At 48.7% G+C, this 17,095-nt stretch carries 12 protein-coding genes and 4 pseudogenes; 10 read left to right on the top strand and 6 right to left on the bottom strand.

The window, feature by feature from the left end; genetic code table 11:
- Nucleotide 1: 1 nt before the first annotated feature.
- The 7 genes and pseudogenes from ATO67_RS22540 to ATO67_RS19010 form a co-directional block, all read left to right on the top strand.
- A pseudogene (locus tag ATO67_RS22540) lies at nucleotides 2-1,233 on the top strand (MobA/MobL family protein); the annotation flags it as partial.
- Between the two features lie 402 nt (nucleotides 1,234-1,635).
- Complete coding sequence (locus tag ATO67_RS18990) at nucleotides 1,636-3,192, top strand: class I SAM-dependent methyltransferase (protein WP_067652877.1); 1,557 nt, start codon at nucleotides 1,636-1,638, stop codon at nucleotides 3,190-3,192.
- A 31-nt stretch (nucleotides 3,193-3,223) separates the two neighbouring features.
- Nucleotides 3,224-4,771, top strand: a complete 1,548-nt coding sequence (locus tag ATO67_RS18995) for a glycosyltransferase family 4 protein (RefSeq protein ID WP_067652879.1) — start codon at nucleotides 3,224-3,226, stop codon at nucleotides 4,769-4,771.
- A gap of 49 nt (nucleotides 4,772-4,820) precedes the next feature.
- Nucleotides 4,821-6,410 (top strand): glycosyltransferase, encoded by a 1,590-nt coding sequence (locus tag ATO67_RS19000; RefSeq protein ID WP_067652881.1) that lies wholly within the window; start codon nucleotides 4,821-4,823, stop codon nucleotides 6,408-6,410.
- Nucleotides 6,411-6,412: 2 nt separating this feature from the next.
- Nucleotides 6,413-7,450 (top strand): GSCFA domain-containing protein, encoded by a 1,038-nt coding sequence (locus tag ATO67_RS19005; RefSeq protein ID WP_067652883.1) that lies wholly within the window; start codon nucleotides 6,413-6,415, stop codon nucleotides 7,448-7,450.
- Between the two features lie 267 nt (nucleotides 7,451-7,717).
- Nucleotides 7,718-7,918, top strand: a pseudogene (locus ATO67_RS23895) (transposase); the annotation flags it as partial.
- A 30-nt stretch (nucleotides 7,919-7,948) separates the two neighbouring features.
- Nucleotides 7,949-8,428, top strand: a pseudogene (locus ATO67_RS19010) (transposase); the annotation flags it as partial.
- A 121-nt stretch (nucleotides 8,429-8,549) separates the two neighbouring features.
- Here the strand turns inward: ATO67_RS19010 and rfbA are convergent.
- Genes rfbA through rfbC form a run of 4 tightly spaced genes read right to left on the bottom strand, consistent with a single transcriptional unit; the run spans nucleotide 8,550 to nucleotide 11,983 of the window.
- A complete protein-coding gene (gene rfbA, locus ATO67_RS19015) occupies nucleotides 8,550-9,416 on the bottom strand; it encodes a glucose-1-phosphate thymidylyltransferase RfbA (RefSeq protein WP_067652885.1) in 867 nt (288 codons plus the stop codon).
- A complete protein-coding gene (rfbD, locus tag ATO67_RS19020; RefSeq protein ID WP_067652888.1) occupies nucleotides 9,413-10,339 on the bottom strand; it encodes a dTDP-4-dehydrorhamnose reductase in 927 nt (308 codons plus the stop codon). The genes rfbA and rfbD overlap by 4 nt, the downstream gene beginning before the upstream one ends.
- Nucleotides 10,336-11,397 (bottom strand): dTDP-glucose 4,6-dehydratase, encoded by a 1,062-nt coding sequence (rfbB, locus tag ATO67_RS19025; RefSeq protein ID WP_067652890.1) that lies wholly within the window; start codon nucleotides 11,395-11,397, stop codon nucleotides 10,336-10,338. The genes rfbD and rfbB overlap by 4 nt, the downstream gene beginning before the upstream one ends.
- Before the next feature lie 31 nt (nucleotides 11,398-11,428).
- On the bottom strand, nucleotides 11,429-11,983 hold the full coding sequence (gene rfbC, locus ATO67_RS19030; RefSeq protein WP_067652892.1) for a dTDP-4-dehydrorhamnose 3,5-epimerase: 555 nt from the start codon (nucleotides 11,981-11,983) through the stop codon (nucleotides 11,429-11,431).
- 362 nt (nucleotides 11,984-12,345) lie between these two features.
- Here rfbC and ATO67_RS19035 point away from each other — a divergent pair, with 362 nt between their 5' ends.
- The 3 genes and pseudogenes from ATO67_RS19035 to ATO67_RS22545 form a co-directional block, all read left to right on the top strand.
- Nucleotides 12,346-13,011: a class I SAM-dependent methyltransferase gene (locus ATO67_RS19035; RefSeq protein ID WP_067652894.1), complete on the top strand. Its 666-nt coding sequence runs from the start codon at nucleotides 12,346-12,348 to the stop codon at nucleotides 13,009-13,011.
- A 44-nt stretch (nucleotides 13,012-13,055) separates the two neighbouring features.
- Nucleotides 13,056-13,763 (top strand): methyltransferase domain-containing protein, encoded by a 708-nt coding sequence (locus ATO67_RS19040; RefSeq protein WP_067652896.1) that lies wholly within the window; start codon nucleotides 13,056-13,058, stop codon nucleotides 13,761-13,763.
- A gap of 219 nt (nucleotides 13,764-13,982) precedes the next feature.
- A pseudogene (locus ATO67_RS22545) lies at nucleotides 13,983-14,120 on the top strand (integrase core domain-containing protein); the annotation flags it as partial.
- A gap of 47 nt (nucleotides 14,121-14,167) precedes the next feature.
- Here ATO67_RS22545 and ATO67_RS19045 read toward each other — a convergent pair.
- Complete coding sequence (locus ATO67_RS19045; protein WP_067652899.1) at nucleotides 14,168-16,345, bottom strand: glycosyltransferase family 2 protein; 2,178 nt, start codon at nucleotides 16,343-16,345, stop codon at nucleotides 14,168-14,170.
- 5 nt (nucleotides 16,346-16,350) lie between these two features.
- Nucleotides 16,351-17,091 carry an ABC transporter permease gene (locus tag ATO67_RS19050; RefSeq protein ID WP_082760336.1) on the bottom strand — a complete coding sequence of 247 codons (741 nt, stop codon included), beginning with the start codon at nucleotides 17,089-17,091 and terminating at the stop codon, nucleotides 16,351-16,353.
- Nucleotides 17,092-17,095: the final 4 nt, after the last annotated feature.

Consider the following 17,095-nt stretch of genomic DNA (forward strand, 5'->3'; position numbering starts at 1 on the left):
GTGGGCGCTGGATCGATCAACACTGTGGAATGCCGCAGAGGCCGCCGAGACACGCTGCGATGCCCGTGTTGCCCGCGAGTTCGAAATCGCCCTTCCCCATGAGTTGAGCAGCGACGATCGCCTGTCGCTGACGCGTGCCTTTGCCCAGGATCTCGCCAACCGCTATGGTACCGCCGTCGACTTCGCCATCCATGCCGCAGGGCAAAAGCGACATTCGCAATATCCATGCCCATGTGATGATGACCACGCGGGTGGTGACACCAACAGGCCTTGGCGAAAAAAGCCTGATCGAGCGCGAGAACAAATGGCTGATCACCCATGAGCTGCCGACGTCGCACCTGCAGATGCGCGATATCCGCCAGATGTTCGAACAGCATGCCAACCGCCATCTGATGCGGGCAGGCCTTGATGTGCGTGTCGATCATCGCTCGCATCTGGAGCGTGGCCTGTCGATTGAGCCAACCGAACATATGGGCGTGCATGCCAGCCAGATGATGCGACGCGGACTGGATGTTGAGCGAAGCCGGATCGAGGAACAAGCTGCGAAACGAAACGCTAACATCATCCGGCGCAAACCGGACGAGGTTCTCAAACTCATCACCGACGAAAAGAGCGTGTTTACCCGTCATGGCGTCACGCCAGCTGGTCGAACTGCAAGCCGAGCAACACGATGAACTGGCGCGCTGTTCGACCCGCGAGATGATCGAAACCGAACATACGATGGCGGCCAGCGCGGTGCGGATGGCAGACAGACACAGCCATGGCACCAGACCTGAAACCGTTGATCATGCGCTCGATCGTCAGGACGCGCTCCTGAACGGTCCTGGTCTCAGCCACGAGCAGCGTGCGGCCGTGCGCCACATCACATCTTCACAGCAGATCGCAGCCGTGATCGGTTTTGCCGGTGCTGGCAAATCCACCATGCTGGCGGCAGCCCGCGACGCCTGGGAGCACCAAGGGTTTACCGTTCATGGCGGCGCCCTTGTCGGAAAGGCAGCGGAAGGTTTGACGCAATCATCCGGCATTGCGGCACGCACATTGGCGTCATGGGAATACGGCTGGAACAAAGGCAAAGGCGAGCTTGGTCATAGTGATATCTTCGTCATCGACGAGGCCGGTATGGTCGGCAGTCGCCAGCTCGCACGGATCGTGTCGCAGGTCGAAAAGCGCGGTGCCAAGCTCGTTCTGGTTGGCGATCACGAGCAGCTTCAGGAGATCCGTGCAGGCTCGCCGCGAAGTCCGTTTTCCTCTCAGCGCCCACGACCCCAGATAGCTTGCATCACCACGGACGAGGATCGCCAGCAGCCTCTGCGGCATCCAACCTGTCTTACGGCACTCATCACCCAACAAACCGTCCTAGAAAAGATCCGCTGATGCCGCAACGCGCTCCTAGGTAAACAATCCCCGGCTACGGGCCTTCACTTCAAGCAGGGACGATGCCCAAAGTTACAACGTTATCTCAATCGATGCACCTAACATCCGTAACTATCCCGTCATGGAGACCTAAAGATTCAGAACTTGAAAAAATACGTAACTGTAATGTTTGCTGAACAGAGCTAACTTGAACGAACCAGCGTTTTCAAATAGAGAGTACTTCTGAAAACTCATAATGGTCCCGATGCAAGTGTGGTATTGATGATGGATGGTGAAGGTAGAAAGCCGACAGTGCAGATGCTTTCTTCAAAAAAAATTTGGGACTACGCCGCCCGGCCAATTACATTTATGCGGCCTCAATACACCGCCAAATCAGGTTGGCATGAGCATGTCCCTTTTGCATTCTGGCTGACCGATGTTCACCGACCTCAATGTATTGTTGAGCTAGGTTGCCACTATGGCGTCTCATATTTCGCTTTTTGCCAAGCTGTCCAAGAAATCGGCCTTGATGCTAGATGCTACGGTGTTGATACATGGAAAGGCGATGAGCACGCGGGTGTCTACGACGAGTCGGTTTTCCGAGAAGTGGAAGCACACAACAATGCTCAGTACTCCGGTTTTTCACGGCTTGTTAGAAGTACGTTTGACCAGGCACTAGAGCATTTTTCTGACGGCCAGATAGATCTCCTCCACATCGATGGCCACCACTCGTTTGACTCTGTTTTACATGACTTCAATAGCTGGCTACCCAAATTATCTGACCGAGCAGTAGTTATAATGCATGACACCAATGTGCGCGAACGCGGTTTCGGTGTATATCAGCTTTTCGAGGAACTCCGGCGCCGATACCCGGGGTTTGCCTTTCTACACGGCCATGGACTAGGCATCTTAGGTACGGGCTCAGATTACGGCGAAGGTATAAAAAAGCTATTCAGTATAGATGGAAGTGAGGATCGACTAGCTTTCCAAGAACTTTTTTCTCGGATGGGTCGCTCTTGCGCCGATGCTTATTGGGCAAAACAGCGTGACATCGAGCTCGCTGAAGAAAAGAAATTATCGGAAGGTTACAAGAATACAATCGATCGGTTTTGGAAAGAGATTGAAGAAGGTGAAGCTCAACTACAACTTGAACGGAAAGAGCGCGAGAGGGTCAGCACGACCATATCGGAACTAGTAAAGAGTTCGGAAATAGTCCGCCAGTCCTTGATCGAAAAGAAACTAGAATTAGAACGAAAATGCAGCGAACATGCAGATGCAGTGGATATCACGTTGAAACTGGGGAAACGTCTGGAAGCTTTCGTTCTATTGCAGAAACAGTTAGAAGAGCAACTGAGTCAGACCAAAGCTGACGCCGAGCGCAAAAATTTGGATTCTAAACAAGCTGATGAGACACGACTACGTGTCGAAACCGAAATTTCTCAACTGCGTAAACGATTCAACGAATTAGAATCTCGCTGCCGCGAACACATTGCGGAAATAGTTAAGCTCAGTGAAATGCTGCTGGTACGTGATAATGTCCTAGCTGGCTCGAAGATATTGAAAAAAGAAGCTCTTTTGTTAATCGGGAAGCACGTACAGTCGATGTTAGGTAAACCGTCTTTGCCAATTGTTGACCGATGGCGTGAAAAACGTCTAGCACGACGCTTGGCAAAACTAGGGCTTTTCAATTCACGGTGGTATTTAGAGTGTTATGAAGATGTCGCGAAGGCTGGCATCGATCCAGCAATTCATTACGTCCGACACGGGAGCAAAGAAGGGCGCAGTCCTGTTAATAACCTAGATGAGATTTTCGGGTCTTTCATGCCAAGTGACCCCTGAGACAAAGCGTCAACCGTGGGAATCCCGTTTAATGATTTCGAGAAATTCCGATTCTTTTGCGCAGGATATTTTGACAATCAAGACTTCTGACCTTTTCGATGAAGATTGGTACGTAAAAAACTATACCGATGTTGCAATTTTGAAAATGGACCCAGTCGAGCACTATATATGGCTCGGGGCAAAAATTGGGCGCAATCCTTCATTGCGCTTCAGTACCAATACTTATTTATCGGAATACGACGATGTTTTCAACGCGTCCATAAACCCATTGGTCCACTACATTAAATGGGGGAAGCAGGAAGGGCGTGTCGCTTTTGACGTGAAGACATCTACAAAACCATCAGAGGGAGCGGAAAGGTTAGCGGCCGAGGTTGCCACTCTTAAGAAAAACCTAAGCGCGACAACTAATAGTCCCCTCGTTCTCTACGAGAGTCACAACCTTAAGATGCAGGGCGCACCGAGTAGTTTATTTGAAATTGCTTCTGGTGTGCATCGTCGTGGGACATATCAAGCTGTATTATCCTCTAATACACCGGGGCCTCTCTCTACGTCTTATACTAGCGTTGGCATCAAAACTATTGTTCATTCGATATCGCAAAATCGTATGAAAGATATTGATACCTACGACAATTGGCTTTCTCGTCTAACAGACCATTACAGGTTATTAGGCCCTGCTATCTGCCATATCAACACGCTACAGAACTTCCATTCCGTAATTGCTGCTAAACGGGCGGGTTGCGCCGTGTTATGGAATATCCGGGAGAGCGAACCACCAGAATCATACTATGATTATCTTCCTAGCCACGTTCGAGAGTTGGCATATTCAGCCTTCGATCACGCAGATGCAGTTGTTTTTGTTGCCAATTCAACTAGGCATATGTGGGAGAAGCACTGGGCACGGCCCACGAAGGCTTTTACAATCCACAATGGAATAAGCATGGATCGTATGATGAGTCCTCTGTACGGTACAAGTCGCTCCAATTTACGCACCTCTTACGGGATAAGAGAGACAGACATAGTCATCCTAAGTGTGGGCACAGTGTGTCCTCGTAAAGGCCAAAAAGATCTGTTGTACGCACTTAGGAAGCTTGGCACAGATACTTTGTCCAAAACAGTCGTTGCTATCGTGGGCTTAAATAAATCGGAATATGCTAGCGAGGTACGCGACGGCTTTAATAATCTCCAAGATGTCAGTGGATTAAGATTTATTGCAGTTGATGAAACGGAGGACGAAAGTGAAAGGAGATTTCTATCGGAGCTGTATCTTTGTGGAGATATGCTTGCATTTTGCTCTAGAGTTGAAAGCTACCCACGTGTCATTATCGAAGCATTAGAATTCGGATTGCCCATTGTCTCTACACCATGTTTCGGTGTTAGGGAGCAACTCGAAGATGGCATTAGCGGGCTGTTTTATCAGGAGGGTGAGATCGACGTCTTGGCTAGACACCTGCAAGAGATGATTAGAAATAAGCAATTTAGGTTAAAACTCTCAGAAGGAGGTCGGCGTCGGCTAATGATGCTTAACTCATATGACGAGATGCTGGACGCTTATGAGCGAATCTACGATACCATCATTTGATAAAACACGGGCGAGCCATGTTCGCGCGCAAAATCGTTACAGGAGTAACATGCTAACTAAAGTCGTCAATACCCTTTCGATTCTGGTGGTTTCCCGTTCTGCAGAGAACATGTCGAGACTGATGGCGACCTTGGAACAAAATGAAATACAAGCGCCATATGAAGTCATATGCTCGTGGAATGGCTCTGATGAAGAAGCCAAAGAGATAGATGTATGCGAAGGTCAAAACTTTTCGCTGTATATTCAGCGGCCATATAATTTCGCTCAGAACAATAATTTTGTTGCTGCGAAGGCCAGTGGTGAGTACGTTCTCTTTATAAACGACGATTTGGTTCCGGACAAAGGGGCCATAGCGAAGGCCTTGTTGGCTGTTAAGCAGCAGACTGTTGGAATCGTAGGTATCAATCTCCGCTACTCAGATCACCGGCTGCAGCACGCCGGAGTTTTCTTTCATGATGATGGAAAACCTTACCATCGCTTTAAGCATAAAATTGAGTGGCATAATGCGATCGTAGCACAAGATATGTTTGTGCCTTCAGTCACAGGCGCTTTCATTATGATGCGTCGGGCTGAGTTCGATCAACTTAAATTTGACGAAAATTTTAAGGTTTGTGGCGAGGACATTGCTCTCTGCCTTAGTTATAGACAGAAGTTCCAGCGAGAGATCCTATATCTCGCGGCCGCAACAGCGCTCCATTTCGAAAATGTTACCCGCAAAAAATTTGGTGAAACGAAAACTCCCGACGATGATATGGCGAGAATTATAGCTTACTCAAAACGTACTCTCGCAAATGGTAAGCCTATCACTGACGTGCGCCGTCCAAATATTCGTATAGTTACGGAACCGCCGGGTTGGATAATGCATCGAAAAGCGGAGGAAATCGCAAAATACATGGGCACCGCGAGGATTAATCAAGATTTCCCAGAAGCAGATATCCATTACTATGTAAACTACGGTTATTTTAATCGTAGGCCCGATTCAGGTATAGTAGTAGCAAACTTCACGCACTACGATCCTGATCATTTGGGAGAGAAATTCATTTCCGTGGCGAAAGAAGTAGACCATTGCATAGCGGTTTCAGAGGAGACAGCGAAGGTTTTGACAGGATTTGGCATTCCGCGATCAAAAATCACTGTTATTCGGGTCGGCGCGGATAGGAGTTTTCAACCCAAGCTCACGGTAGGCGTTGTGGGGCGTGTTTATCCTGGGCGCAGAAAGGGTGAAGATATCATCAAACAATTGTTGGATGACTCCGACTTGATGGAGCAGGTTCAGGTTGTAGCCTCGAAAGAGGGTTGGGGAGCACCTGTCTGGTCTTTTGCCCATATCGCCGACTTCTACAGAGCTATAGATTTTTTGCTCGTTCCAAGTCGTCTGGAGGGAGGACCAGTTCCATTTATGGAGGCTCTCGCTTGCGGTACAATGGCGATAGCCCCAGAGGTTGGTGTCGTACCAGAGTTTCCGCACGTGTCCTACCCAACGGGTGATGTCCAAACACTAAGAGAAACTCTTTTACAACTCGCTTCCGAGCATATTCGGCAGCGTAGTTTTCTAACCGCCAAAATGCAGGGTCTAGACTGGGAAGGTTGGGCGATGAATCATGATAAGCTTTTCCGTGCTCTTGTTCTGGATAGATGACGATGAATGATCAGCAGAATATTGAAGATAATTCCGTCCTAACTGGATCCCTTAACAATGCGAAAGAGGTATTCAGAGAAGCGGCTAGGAACATCGGCGCTAGATGGTCGTACGGTGATATCAAACGAGATTCCGATCCTACGTTAGCCATAAATCGTATAGGCAATGGGTATTTTGTCCCTAACTTCACTCCGAAGTTTAAGGTAAGGCGCGATGCCGTGTTCTTTTTGATTGGCTCGTGCTTTGCGCGCGAACTCGAGATACCACTGCTGAAAATGAAAAGAGATGTTCCGAGTCGGCTGGAAGATATTGAAGGCAATCCCTTGTTTCTTCATAAAAACGGGGTTTCAATTCACCAATATTTCAACCGTTATAATGTCCCATCAATCGCTGAAGAAGTGGAAAACATTAGCTCTAGAGTAGGATGTACCCTTGAAGATAAATTGATATATGAATCAGCTGATGGACAGTATGATGATCTTCATTATACTCCTGCTGCTGTCGCTGGGGATATGGTCACGATTTTAGAGAGGCGCAAGTGGCTCTGGAAAAGGCTATCCGAAGGGTATGCTCGTGCAGATGTTGTTGTTTTGACCTTAGGGCTTTCCGAAGCTTGGTTCGATACGAAGTCTGGAAAATATCTTAACGTTGTTTCGTCACCTCAAATGCTCCGCCGCTACAGCGATGATCTGCAGATACGGTTCATCGGTTTCACGGAGGCACAACGTTACCTCGGTCCTGCAATTGACCGATTGAGGAAAGACGGTAAGAAAGTGGTACTTACTGTATCTCCAGTGCCACTGCAAAACACCTTTCTCGGAGAGGACATCGTGATCGCAAACCATGCTTCCAAATCGAACTTGCGTGCCTTGGCCGTCGAGGTAGCTCAGAACAATGAGGACGTTGATTATTTCCCCAGTTTCGAAATGGTTCATTTTTCAGATAAATCGATGGCTTGGAAGTCTGACGGGAGACATGTGCAAATGGGGATGATTGAGGCGATAACTTCGAAGGCGCTTAGCTCTTACCTCCAGCAATAGATCCAACTTGGGGCCATTCACTCATTGTCCGGCACGAGCATCACGGCACCAGCCAAATCGCAATGGTGGATGAATCCCGCTGCGTTGAGCAACCGATAAAACCTTTGCACCAGGCTCCATCGCCTCAGCGTAAGCGGCAAGCTGATACCGTTCAGCGCGCCTAATTCCACGGCATGAGCGCATCGAGATTGACGTGCCCCCAATAAATTAGGCCATTTTGAACTGGAATTTTCCACTTATGATCCCGGTTGGGAAGAGGAGAATTCAATGAAGGCGTCCAAGTTTTCGGAAGCGCAGATCGCATTTGTGTTGAAGCAGGCGGAGGATGGAATACCGATCGGTGAGGTTTGCCGCAAGGCAGGCAGTTCGGATGCGACGTTCTACAATTGGCGTAAAAAATACGCGGGCCTGATCCCCTCGGAGATGAAGCGACTGCGGCAGCTTGAGGAGGAGAATGCCGAGCTGAAGCGGATTGTGGCGGATCTCTCACTGGACAAGGCAATTGACATAACCTACGTTCCGATGGCTCGCGGTTTTGTCTATCTCTGTGCCGGCGTGGACTGGTTCAACCGCAGGGTTCTGTCGTGGCGGCTGTCGATCACGACGGAAGCAGCTTTCTGTATCGCAGTAGTCGAGGAAGCGCTGGCCCGTTATGGCAAACCCGACATATTCAATACTGACCAGGGATCGCAGTTCACCTCGATGGACTTCACGGCAGTGTTGAAGAAAGCCGAAATCGCCATCTCGATGGATGGCAAGCGCGCTTGGCGGGACAATGTCTTCGTGGAACGCCTTTGGCGTTCGATCAAATACGAGGAGGTCTACCTCCACGCCTGCAAGACCGTGTCCGAAGCCCGCGTCGGCATTGGCCGATATCTGACCTTCTACAATAGCCGACGCCCACATTCATCCCTTGACCGGCAGACGCCGGATCAGGCCTACTTCAACGCGCTGGCACCTATGATGGTGGCAGCATAATCGAGGCGGAAATCCACTTAACGAAACGCCCGAAACTGTTCAGACAAACCGAACCAGCTCTCTTCTCGCTTGAACCGAAACACCATTACACTGTGGGACTAAACGAATAGCTAAAATATACTCACGCATCTATCAACTTGAGCAGGGATCGGCCATATGCAGTCTTCGAAAACATGTTCCCATATTCACGAACCTGCTCTCGAGTAATCCAGCCGTTCATATACGCTATTTCCTCAATACACGCGACGCTCGTCCCCTGCCGATGCTGGATAGTTCGTACGAATTCCGAAGCTTCCAACAGGCTATCGTGAGTGCCAGTATCCAACCACGCAAAGCCACGCGACATACGCTCAACGAATAGCTCGCCCTTTTCCATATAAAGTCGGTTCAGGTCGGTAATTTCATACTCGCCACGTGCAGACGGCTGCATGGTGCGCGCATATTCGACGACTTTGCTGTCGTAAAAATACAGGCCGGTGACAGCCATACGCGATTTGGGTGACGTTGGTTTCTCTTCCAACGACAAAGCTCGCCCGTCCGCATCAAGCTCGACCACGCCATACCTTTCGGGATCATCCACTTCATATGCAAAGACCGTCGCACCCGCCTTGCGGTGGCTTGCCTGTGCGAGCAGCCCCTGAAGGCCGGCCCCGAAAAAGATGTTGTCGCCAAGAACCAATGCGACGTTGTCGTCACCGATAAATTCAGCACCCAATGTAAACGCTTGCGCCAGTCCGTCTGGTTTGGGTTGTACGACATAAGAGAAGCTCAGTCCCCAACCAGAACCATCGCTGAACAAACGCTTGTAGCTGTCGATATACTCTGGAGAAGATATGATCAATATATCGCGAATGCCAGCTAGCATCAAAACAGATAACGGATAATAAATCATCGGCTTGTCATAAACGGGAATGAGTTGCTTATTGACGGCCAGTGTCGCTGGATGAAGCCGTGTACCGCTGCCGCCGGCAAGTATGATGCCCTTCATTTATTGTCTCCTGAAATTTCATTGGCACGCGATGTTTGGATTATCCGGGCAACTGTTTTTCGCGTAGAGCTTCGCCACTGCGGGAGGGAGACACCATAAATATCTAGGAGCTTTCCGCAGTTCAGGCGCGAGTTGGTTGGCCTTTTTGCAGGAGTAGGGTAATCACTTGAAGGAATTCTGTTCACCCCAGCAGACGGACCGCCCATCTCAGCGGAGGCTCTGAAAATTTCTTCGGCAAAATCGGCCCAACTGGCCTCGCCGGTCGCCGTCATATGGAAAATCCCTCGTAGTCCAGGGTCGGTTGAGGCAATAAGGCTGCGGGAGACCGCAAAGACTGCTCCGGCAATATCGAGCGCGGATGTGGGGTTTCCGAACTGGTCGTCGACCACGTTGACGACGTCACGGCCCTCGCCCACTCGGAGCATTGTCTTCAGGAAATTTTTTCCGAATGGACTGTAAACCCAGGCGGTACGCAGTATTGCATAATTGTCCGTCGCCGCCGCCACAGCCTTTTCGCCGAACAGTTTGCTTGCACCGTAAACGCCCAACGGCGATACCGCATCGAACTCTCTATATGGTGTTCTTTTAGCGCCATCGAAGACATAGTCTGTCGAGATATGCACGATCGGTATGTCGAGCTTTGCCGCCGCCTCTGCAAGAGCCGATGGTCCGTCTCCGTTGACAACGTGCGCAAACGCACTCTCGCTCTCCGCCTGGTCTACAGCGGTGTAAGCAGCGGCGGATATTATGAGATCAGGTTTGACCTCCATCACCGCACTGGTGACGGTTTCCGGTCTTCCGAGATCAAGCTTCGGTCTGCCTACAGCAATGATCTTCACCGAAGCATCGCTTGCCGCTTGTTGAATGAGCGACTGTGCGACCTGACCATCCAGCCCGGTGACAAGATAGCGTTTGACATTCATGCCGCGGCTCCTGAGGGTAAAAGACCCAGCCGCTCACCCTTGTATCGCTGCCGTAAGGGTGACCACCACCATTCGTTTTCGAGATACCATTTAACTGTTTTCTCGATCCCTGTGTCGAAGTTTTCGACGGCTTTCCAGCACAATTCTTGCTCGAGTTTTGTTGCATCGATTGCATAGCGTGCATCATGTCCGGGCCGATCTTCAACACATTTAATCAATCTGGAATGTGGGCCATGTTCAGGGCGAAACTCATCCATCAGCGTGCAAATGCGGTTGACTACATCTATGTTTCGCTGCTCGTTTCTGCCGCCCACATTGTAGGTTTCGCCAACACGTCCGCGCTCTGCGATGAGATCCAAAGCTTTGGCATGATCTTCAACAAACAGCCAGTCACGTATGTTGCTCCCGCTACCATAAACAGGCAGAGATTTACCCTCCATCGCATTGATGATCATGAGCGGAATGAGCTTTTCCGGGAAATGGAATGGTCCATAATTATTCGAGCAGTTGGATATCACAACTGGCAAGCCATACGTCCTCTCCCACGCTTTCGCGAGATGGTCAGACGCCGCCTTTGTGGCAGAGTAGGGCGAACTGGGATCATATGGCGTGGATTCGGTAAATAGGCCTTCCTTTCCCAATGAACCGTAGACTTCATCAGTTGAAATGTGAAGGAAACGAAATGTCTCTTTGGCACGGCTGTCTAAAGATTGCCAATAAGCACGCGCGCATTCGAGCATGTTGAAAGTGCCAAGCACATTTGTTTCAACAAAATCTTTGGCACCCGTGATAGACCTGTCAACATGGCTTTCGGCTGCCAAGTGCATGATGCGATCTGGTCTGAAGTCCGACATTGCTTGTGTTATCGCTGTCTTGTCGCAGACATCTGCATTTTCGAAACGATATAGCGGATTATCATTCACTGACACCATAGACGTAAGGGTCCCGGCGTAGGTCAACTTGTCAATGCTCAACACATCAAAGCGCTTATCGTTGACGAGATGCCTTACTACCGCAGACCCTATAAAACCTGCACCACCGGTAACTAGTACGCGCATTTACTCAAATCTCCCGATTTATTTTGTCGCTCTAGAGGAAATTGGTCTCCAACTCAGCCAGCAGTGGTTGCTTTTTATCTCTTTCAGAAAGAACTACGTCACCGCCAGCAACTGGCCAATTGATGTTCAGCGCCGGATCGTTCCAAAGCAAGCCGCGATCACAATCGGGCGCGTAGTAGGCAGTCACCTTGTAACTGATGACAGTATCTGGTTCTAATGTGCAAAATCCATGAGCAAATCCAGGGGGGATCCATAGCTGATGAGCATTATCAGCTGTTAGTTCCGCGCACACGTAGTGACCGTAGGTTGGAGAGCTTCTTCTAATATCAACCGCAACGTCCAAGAGAGCACCTGCAGCGCAAGTAACCAACTTTCCTTGTGCGTGCGGCTCGAGCTGAAAATGCAGCCCTCGGATCGTCCCAGCTTCCGCAGAAAACGAGCGATTTTCCTGAACAAATACGAAATTCCCGATATTGAGTTGAAACCACTCTGAGCGAAAAGTTTCCATAAAGTAGCCTCGGGTATCACCGAAACGAGTTGGCTTTAAGAGCACTACGTCCGAAATGTTCAAGGGGTCGTACTGCATTGCGTGCCTTTCTTCTTAACGAGTTCCTTCTTCAACCATAGGCGTTATTTCAGTGCAACGCCAAAACCCAACTTCAGGCCTAAAGCTCGACCGAAAATCATATTGGTCGACTATATAAGCATCTTTACCATTCAGGACGCCCGCGCTGGACACAGCTGACTCTAGGCCGAAAACAAAAACGGTTCTCAATCAGTGCGGACAAATGTTTCCTGTGGCAGTCGACCAAACTCCTTCTGAACAGTCGAACTGTCAGGCGAATTCGGGGCGGCGCAAGTATCAAACATTATTGAAACGATAACAATGTTGTATCAGCCCACCTAGCATGTTAAACGCCGTCAAGAAACCAAACAGAGGGCCCAAGCATGAGCGGAGTTGAAGAAGAAAACATTCTCGCCCGGCACAAAAACAAGTGGGACGTGTTAGCAAAGGAAAACGACCGCTACTACGTACGCTCGGTACATCATGAGCAATCAGATGAGGAATACGAAGCAAGCGGCAAAAAAAACGTCGAGGAGCATATTCTTAACGATCCGATTCTCATGGCTAAGCTCGGCTGCCTTGCAGAAAAAAACGTTCTAGAAATTGGCTGCGGTTCGGGTCGTATAACTCGAACTCTCTCTAAGCATTTTATGAACGTTGCAGCGCTGGATATTTCGAGGACAATGCTTGAGAAGGCGCGCTACTTCGTAAACGAAGAAAATGTGATATTTTTGGAAAGCAATGGTGAAGATGTGCCTTTGTTTCCTGCTAGCGTTGATTTCGCATTCTCGTTCATCGTCTACCAGCACTTCCCAACGAAAGAAGCGATCCTTCATTCGTTTCGCCAAGTTGCCCGCTCATTGAAACCAGGCGGCGTGTTTAAGGTACAGGTTCGCGGGATTGCCAATCCGGATCCAAAACACTGGGCTTGGGGTCCTCATTTCACTAAAGAAGACGGTCTAGCCCTCGCCAATTCGGCCGGACTTAAAGTTATAGAACTGCGAGGAGAAGGTTCTCAATATTTCTGGATGTTGCTCGAAAAGAGCTGAATTCCAGCGGTCATCTCTGAAAGGTAACAAGAAGAGAGATCTACATGCACGACACTGCGCTTGAAAACTCAAAATATTTTTTCGAAACTTACACACCCGGACGCTCAAACCTGAAGATTATCGAAATTGGCTCGCAGAACGTTAATGGAACCATCCGGGTTAATGCACCAGCTGATTCTGAGTATATCGGACTCGATTTCGTTGAAGGAAGGGGTGTAGATGTTGTTATTGACGATCCCTACGTTCTTCCTGTCGAGGATGAGTTCGCCGACGTAGTCGTGTCATCCTCGTGTTTTGAGCACTCAGAGTTCTTCTGGCTGTCGTTCAACGAAGCGTTGAGAATATTGAAGTCCGACGGATTATTATATATCAACGTCCCATCAAATGGTGGATTTCACCGATATCCAGTGGATTGTTGGCGATTTTATCCCGACAGCGGCATAGCCCTCCAAAACTGGGCTCGCCGTTGTGGCTACAATGCCGCTCTACTGGAATCTTTCATTACATTGAGGAAGAAGGACCAGTGGAATGATTTCGTAGCTGTCTATGTTAAAAATGAAGCTTACGTACCTAACTATCCAGAACGGATCCACCTTCGACGGGACGACTACTTGAATGCTCGTACTTATGGATCGAATAGCTTTACCAACCCATCAGATCTTACCGAAGATCAGATTATTGCAATACGTCGATTGGAGCGGTTGGGAGAAATTTCCAAGATAGCCTCGCCTCAGATATCATCCCGTTACTAGGAGTAAACTTATTGGCTTCAATTGCGATGTAAAATTGACGTATTCTGAGTGGATTAAATTTCCGGCAGTAAACAAATGCCAATCCCGATTCTCCGACCCGTCCGTTACGAAGGAATTTCTGGATGATCTCACAGTGTTTGAATGAATAGCCCTGCGTTTCGTAGACACCTCGGTAATCCACCCGCAAATTAACGTGCTTCAAAAGTAGAATTTTCTCGGGCAGAAGCCTTCGTCAAAACGTTCAAGCGTGATTACGTCACGGTCAACTCCATTCCGGACGCAAAAACGGTAATCGCCCAACTGCCAATGTGGTTCGAGCATTACAACACGCTTCACCCTCACAAAGCTTTGGGATAGCGGTCGCAACGGATACTTTTGGGCTCTTTGCTGGTCACTATATCGGATCAGGAACTTCTGTTCGTTCGGGCCTTAAAAACACGAGTTGGAATCGAAAGCGACGGAACGGAACTCCCCTTGAGGTAACCCGGATTTATGGTGGGGTCCTGAAAAACCTCAGTCCTGTGAAGCCGACGTAGGCTAGCTTGTTCAATTTCAAATCTTTTCCTATTAGGCCCGTGCGTATCTTCTCCACGAGAGGCCGATTCATGATGATACAGCGACGCGAACGGAGTCCAAACTGCTTTAAAACCTTTTCTGTACGCACGTATGCAATAGTCGACATCGTTATAAGCAACCGCGAAGTTTTCTTCGTCAAACCGACCTACTAAGTCAAGACAATTTCGAGAGATCAGCATTGCCGCTCCAGTAACGCAAACAACAGAGTTTCGTACATGTAGCCGATTCATCGGACCGCCAAAATTCTCAGGCTTGTTAATATACCAATGACCTGCGAGCCCTCCGAACCCAACGATCACCCCTGCGTGCTGTATGGACCCGTTGGGATACAGAAGTTTCGCCCCAACTATTCCCACGCCCTCAAACCGAAGGCAAGAAACCATCTCTTTTAACCAGCTAGACTCACGTACCTCTATATCATTATTGAGCAATAGTACGCACTCGCCTTGGGCAAGATCTAACCCGCAATTCACGGATCTAGAAAAGTTAAAAGCCTCGTGTCTATGAGAAACCCGAAATTTTTCCCCAGATTGCTGATATTTTTTATAAAGCTCCAGCACTCGGGAATCGGTGGTACCATTGTCGACAACTATAACTTCAAAATTGGGATAGGAGGTCTCTTCAAAAATCCCTCGCAACACACATTCTAAAAGTTCATAACTATCCCTGCTAGGAATAATGATAGAGACTTTCGGCCAGTCGCCAACGTTGTCGTAGGTTAGGTCTATGCGGTGTAGGCTAGCCGTTAACGCCGGCTGAACTTGAATCACGTGCCCGCTTCTTAGAAAACTATCGCACAGAGCTTTTCGAGCTGCGTTAGTCGCTTTTTCGATGAAGCGTTGAGAATACGAGCCCTTTGTACGACGCCACCAGTACGCTGGGAACGGTAGATGATAGACCTTGCTACGGTCGAGATCCTCCAAGTATCGCAAAAGCAGGTCATAATCTTGAGATCCATCTAAGGACTGATTGAAGAGCCCGAGATCAAGAATTTTTTGCCGACGATATATAGAGAAATGGTTTATATAGTTCATACCTGAGAGTAGAACTGGATCGTAAGCCGGCTTCAACATCAGGCCCTGCGGCTCTAACCTCTCGCTGACAACGGCCTCGTCCGTATAGAGAAACTCTACGTCAGAATTTTCTAGCAGAGCACTAAGAATAATTTTGAACGCATGCGGCGCAATTACGTCATCATGATCCAGAAAAGTTACCCAGAGACCCGAGGCTTGAATTACGCCAGCATTTGTTGCTGCGGCGATTCCGCCGTTGATATCGCTAATCAGAACTTTAATGTTCTGCTCGTGAGATAAGCTTTGGTAAAATGCCAAGGTCTCGGTCGAAGTCGATCCGTCGTCACTAAGAATTAACTCGGCTCCCATGGAACCCTGCGACATAAACGAACCTACCAAATCTTCCAAGTGCCTCTTAGGGGCATTGTAGACTGGCACAACAACGCTCAGCCACACATTTCCAGGGGGGGAGGGCTCGGGCTCTAACTGCGCAAGTTGATAAATAGAATCTAGGTAATCGCTCACCTCATAGGATACGGATTTTGGGAGACGTGGTATTTTGAGCCAAAATCGAGGAAGAGGTTTGACATTCCATAGCTCGCCATCTTCACTGTACCCTCGAACCCGAACAAGGTGCTCGGCTTCTTCTCGGGTTTTCGAAGCAGCAACTGAGAACAAAAAATCACACGGTTGTGTCGCCGGGTCAAAACGAAGTGACTTATTGACGCCAACGATCCCAACGTCGACGATAATTGCAACTTTCCGCGTAGATTTATATGGTAACGAATCCTCTTCTCGATATCCGTGTCCTCTATTCAAGTACAGCCTAGGTTCCAAAGCTTCGCTGCACGAAGAAAGAAAGATGATTAGAAATGGAGATCTTATATATCCAAAACTAATTTCGAAGCTAGGGTCCTCACCTGTACTAATCCAATGATCAGGGTTCGACCCCGCTATCGCCAGGTCAGCGTTTTGGATAATTTTCAATTTCATTTAAGTTAGTTTTCCAACATTCTCATCCGAAGCGATCTTTCCAGAGCAAGTCCCGCAGCAAGCGCTGTAACCCCGAACCAAACTACGTATTGTTTGTCGAGAACTCGGCTATTATATCCTAAATAATAGGCTTCTCTCATCCACTCAACCAAGTGAAACACAGGATTCCAGGACAGAACGTACGTGACCGGTTCAGGCATAGTCTGCACAACAAAAAGGGTACCGGAAGAAATATAAACTACAATCATTGTGAGAGCATAGATTGTTGCGAACAACGGGAGAAACATCACAATGACTCCTGCCAGAAAGCCCATGCCGACCGCAAGCAAAATCGACGCCCCGTATGCCTCAACAGCCAGAAATGGATCGATAGGAAAAGGATCGTCTCCGAGGGCTACTAGCGTTAAAAACATAAGCCCCAACGTTATGAATGCAGCAATCACTTCGAGCACGCTTCGCGCCAGCATAATGTCCAATACAGTAACAACTGGGAACGCCAACATCGGTCGATTGAGAACCAGCGAAAGTGACATAAATCTCGATATGTACATAAAAGCTAAGGTAGGTATAAGCCCTGTGGCAAAAAAAACATTCAAACTCTCACCGTAGGGGGCGCGCCGACCCATAGCGCTGTAGATCAGCAATAGAATCAACATATGTGCAAGCGGCCAAAGAGAAACTACTAGAAAACCAAGGCCATGATCGAAAAACCTTGATCTCATATCTCTGAGGATCACTGCATTCATCACG

The sequence above is a fragment of the Agrobacterium bohemicum genome (assembly GCF_001562555.1).
In the GTDB taxonomy this organism is placed as follows: Bacteria; Pseudomonadota; Alphaproteobacteria; order Rhizobiales; family Rhizobiaceae; genus Agrobacterium; species Agrobacterium bohemicum.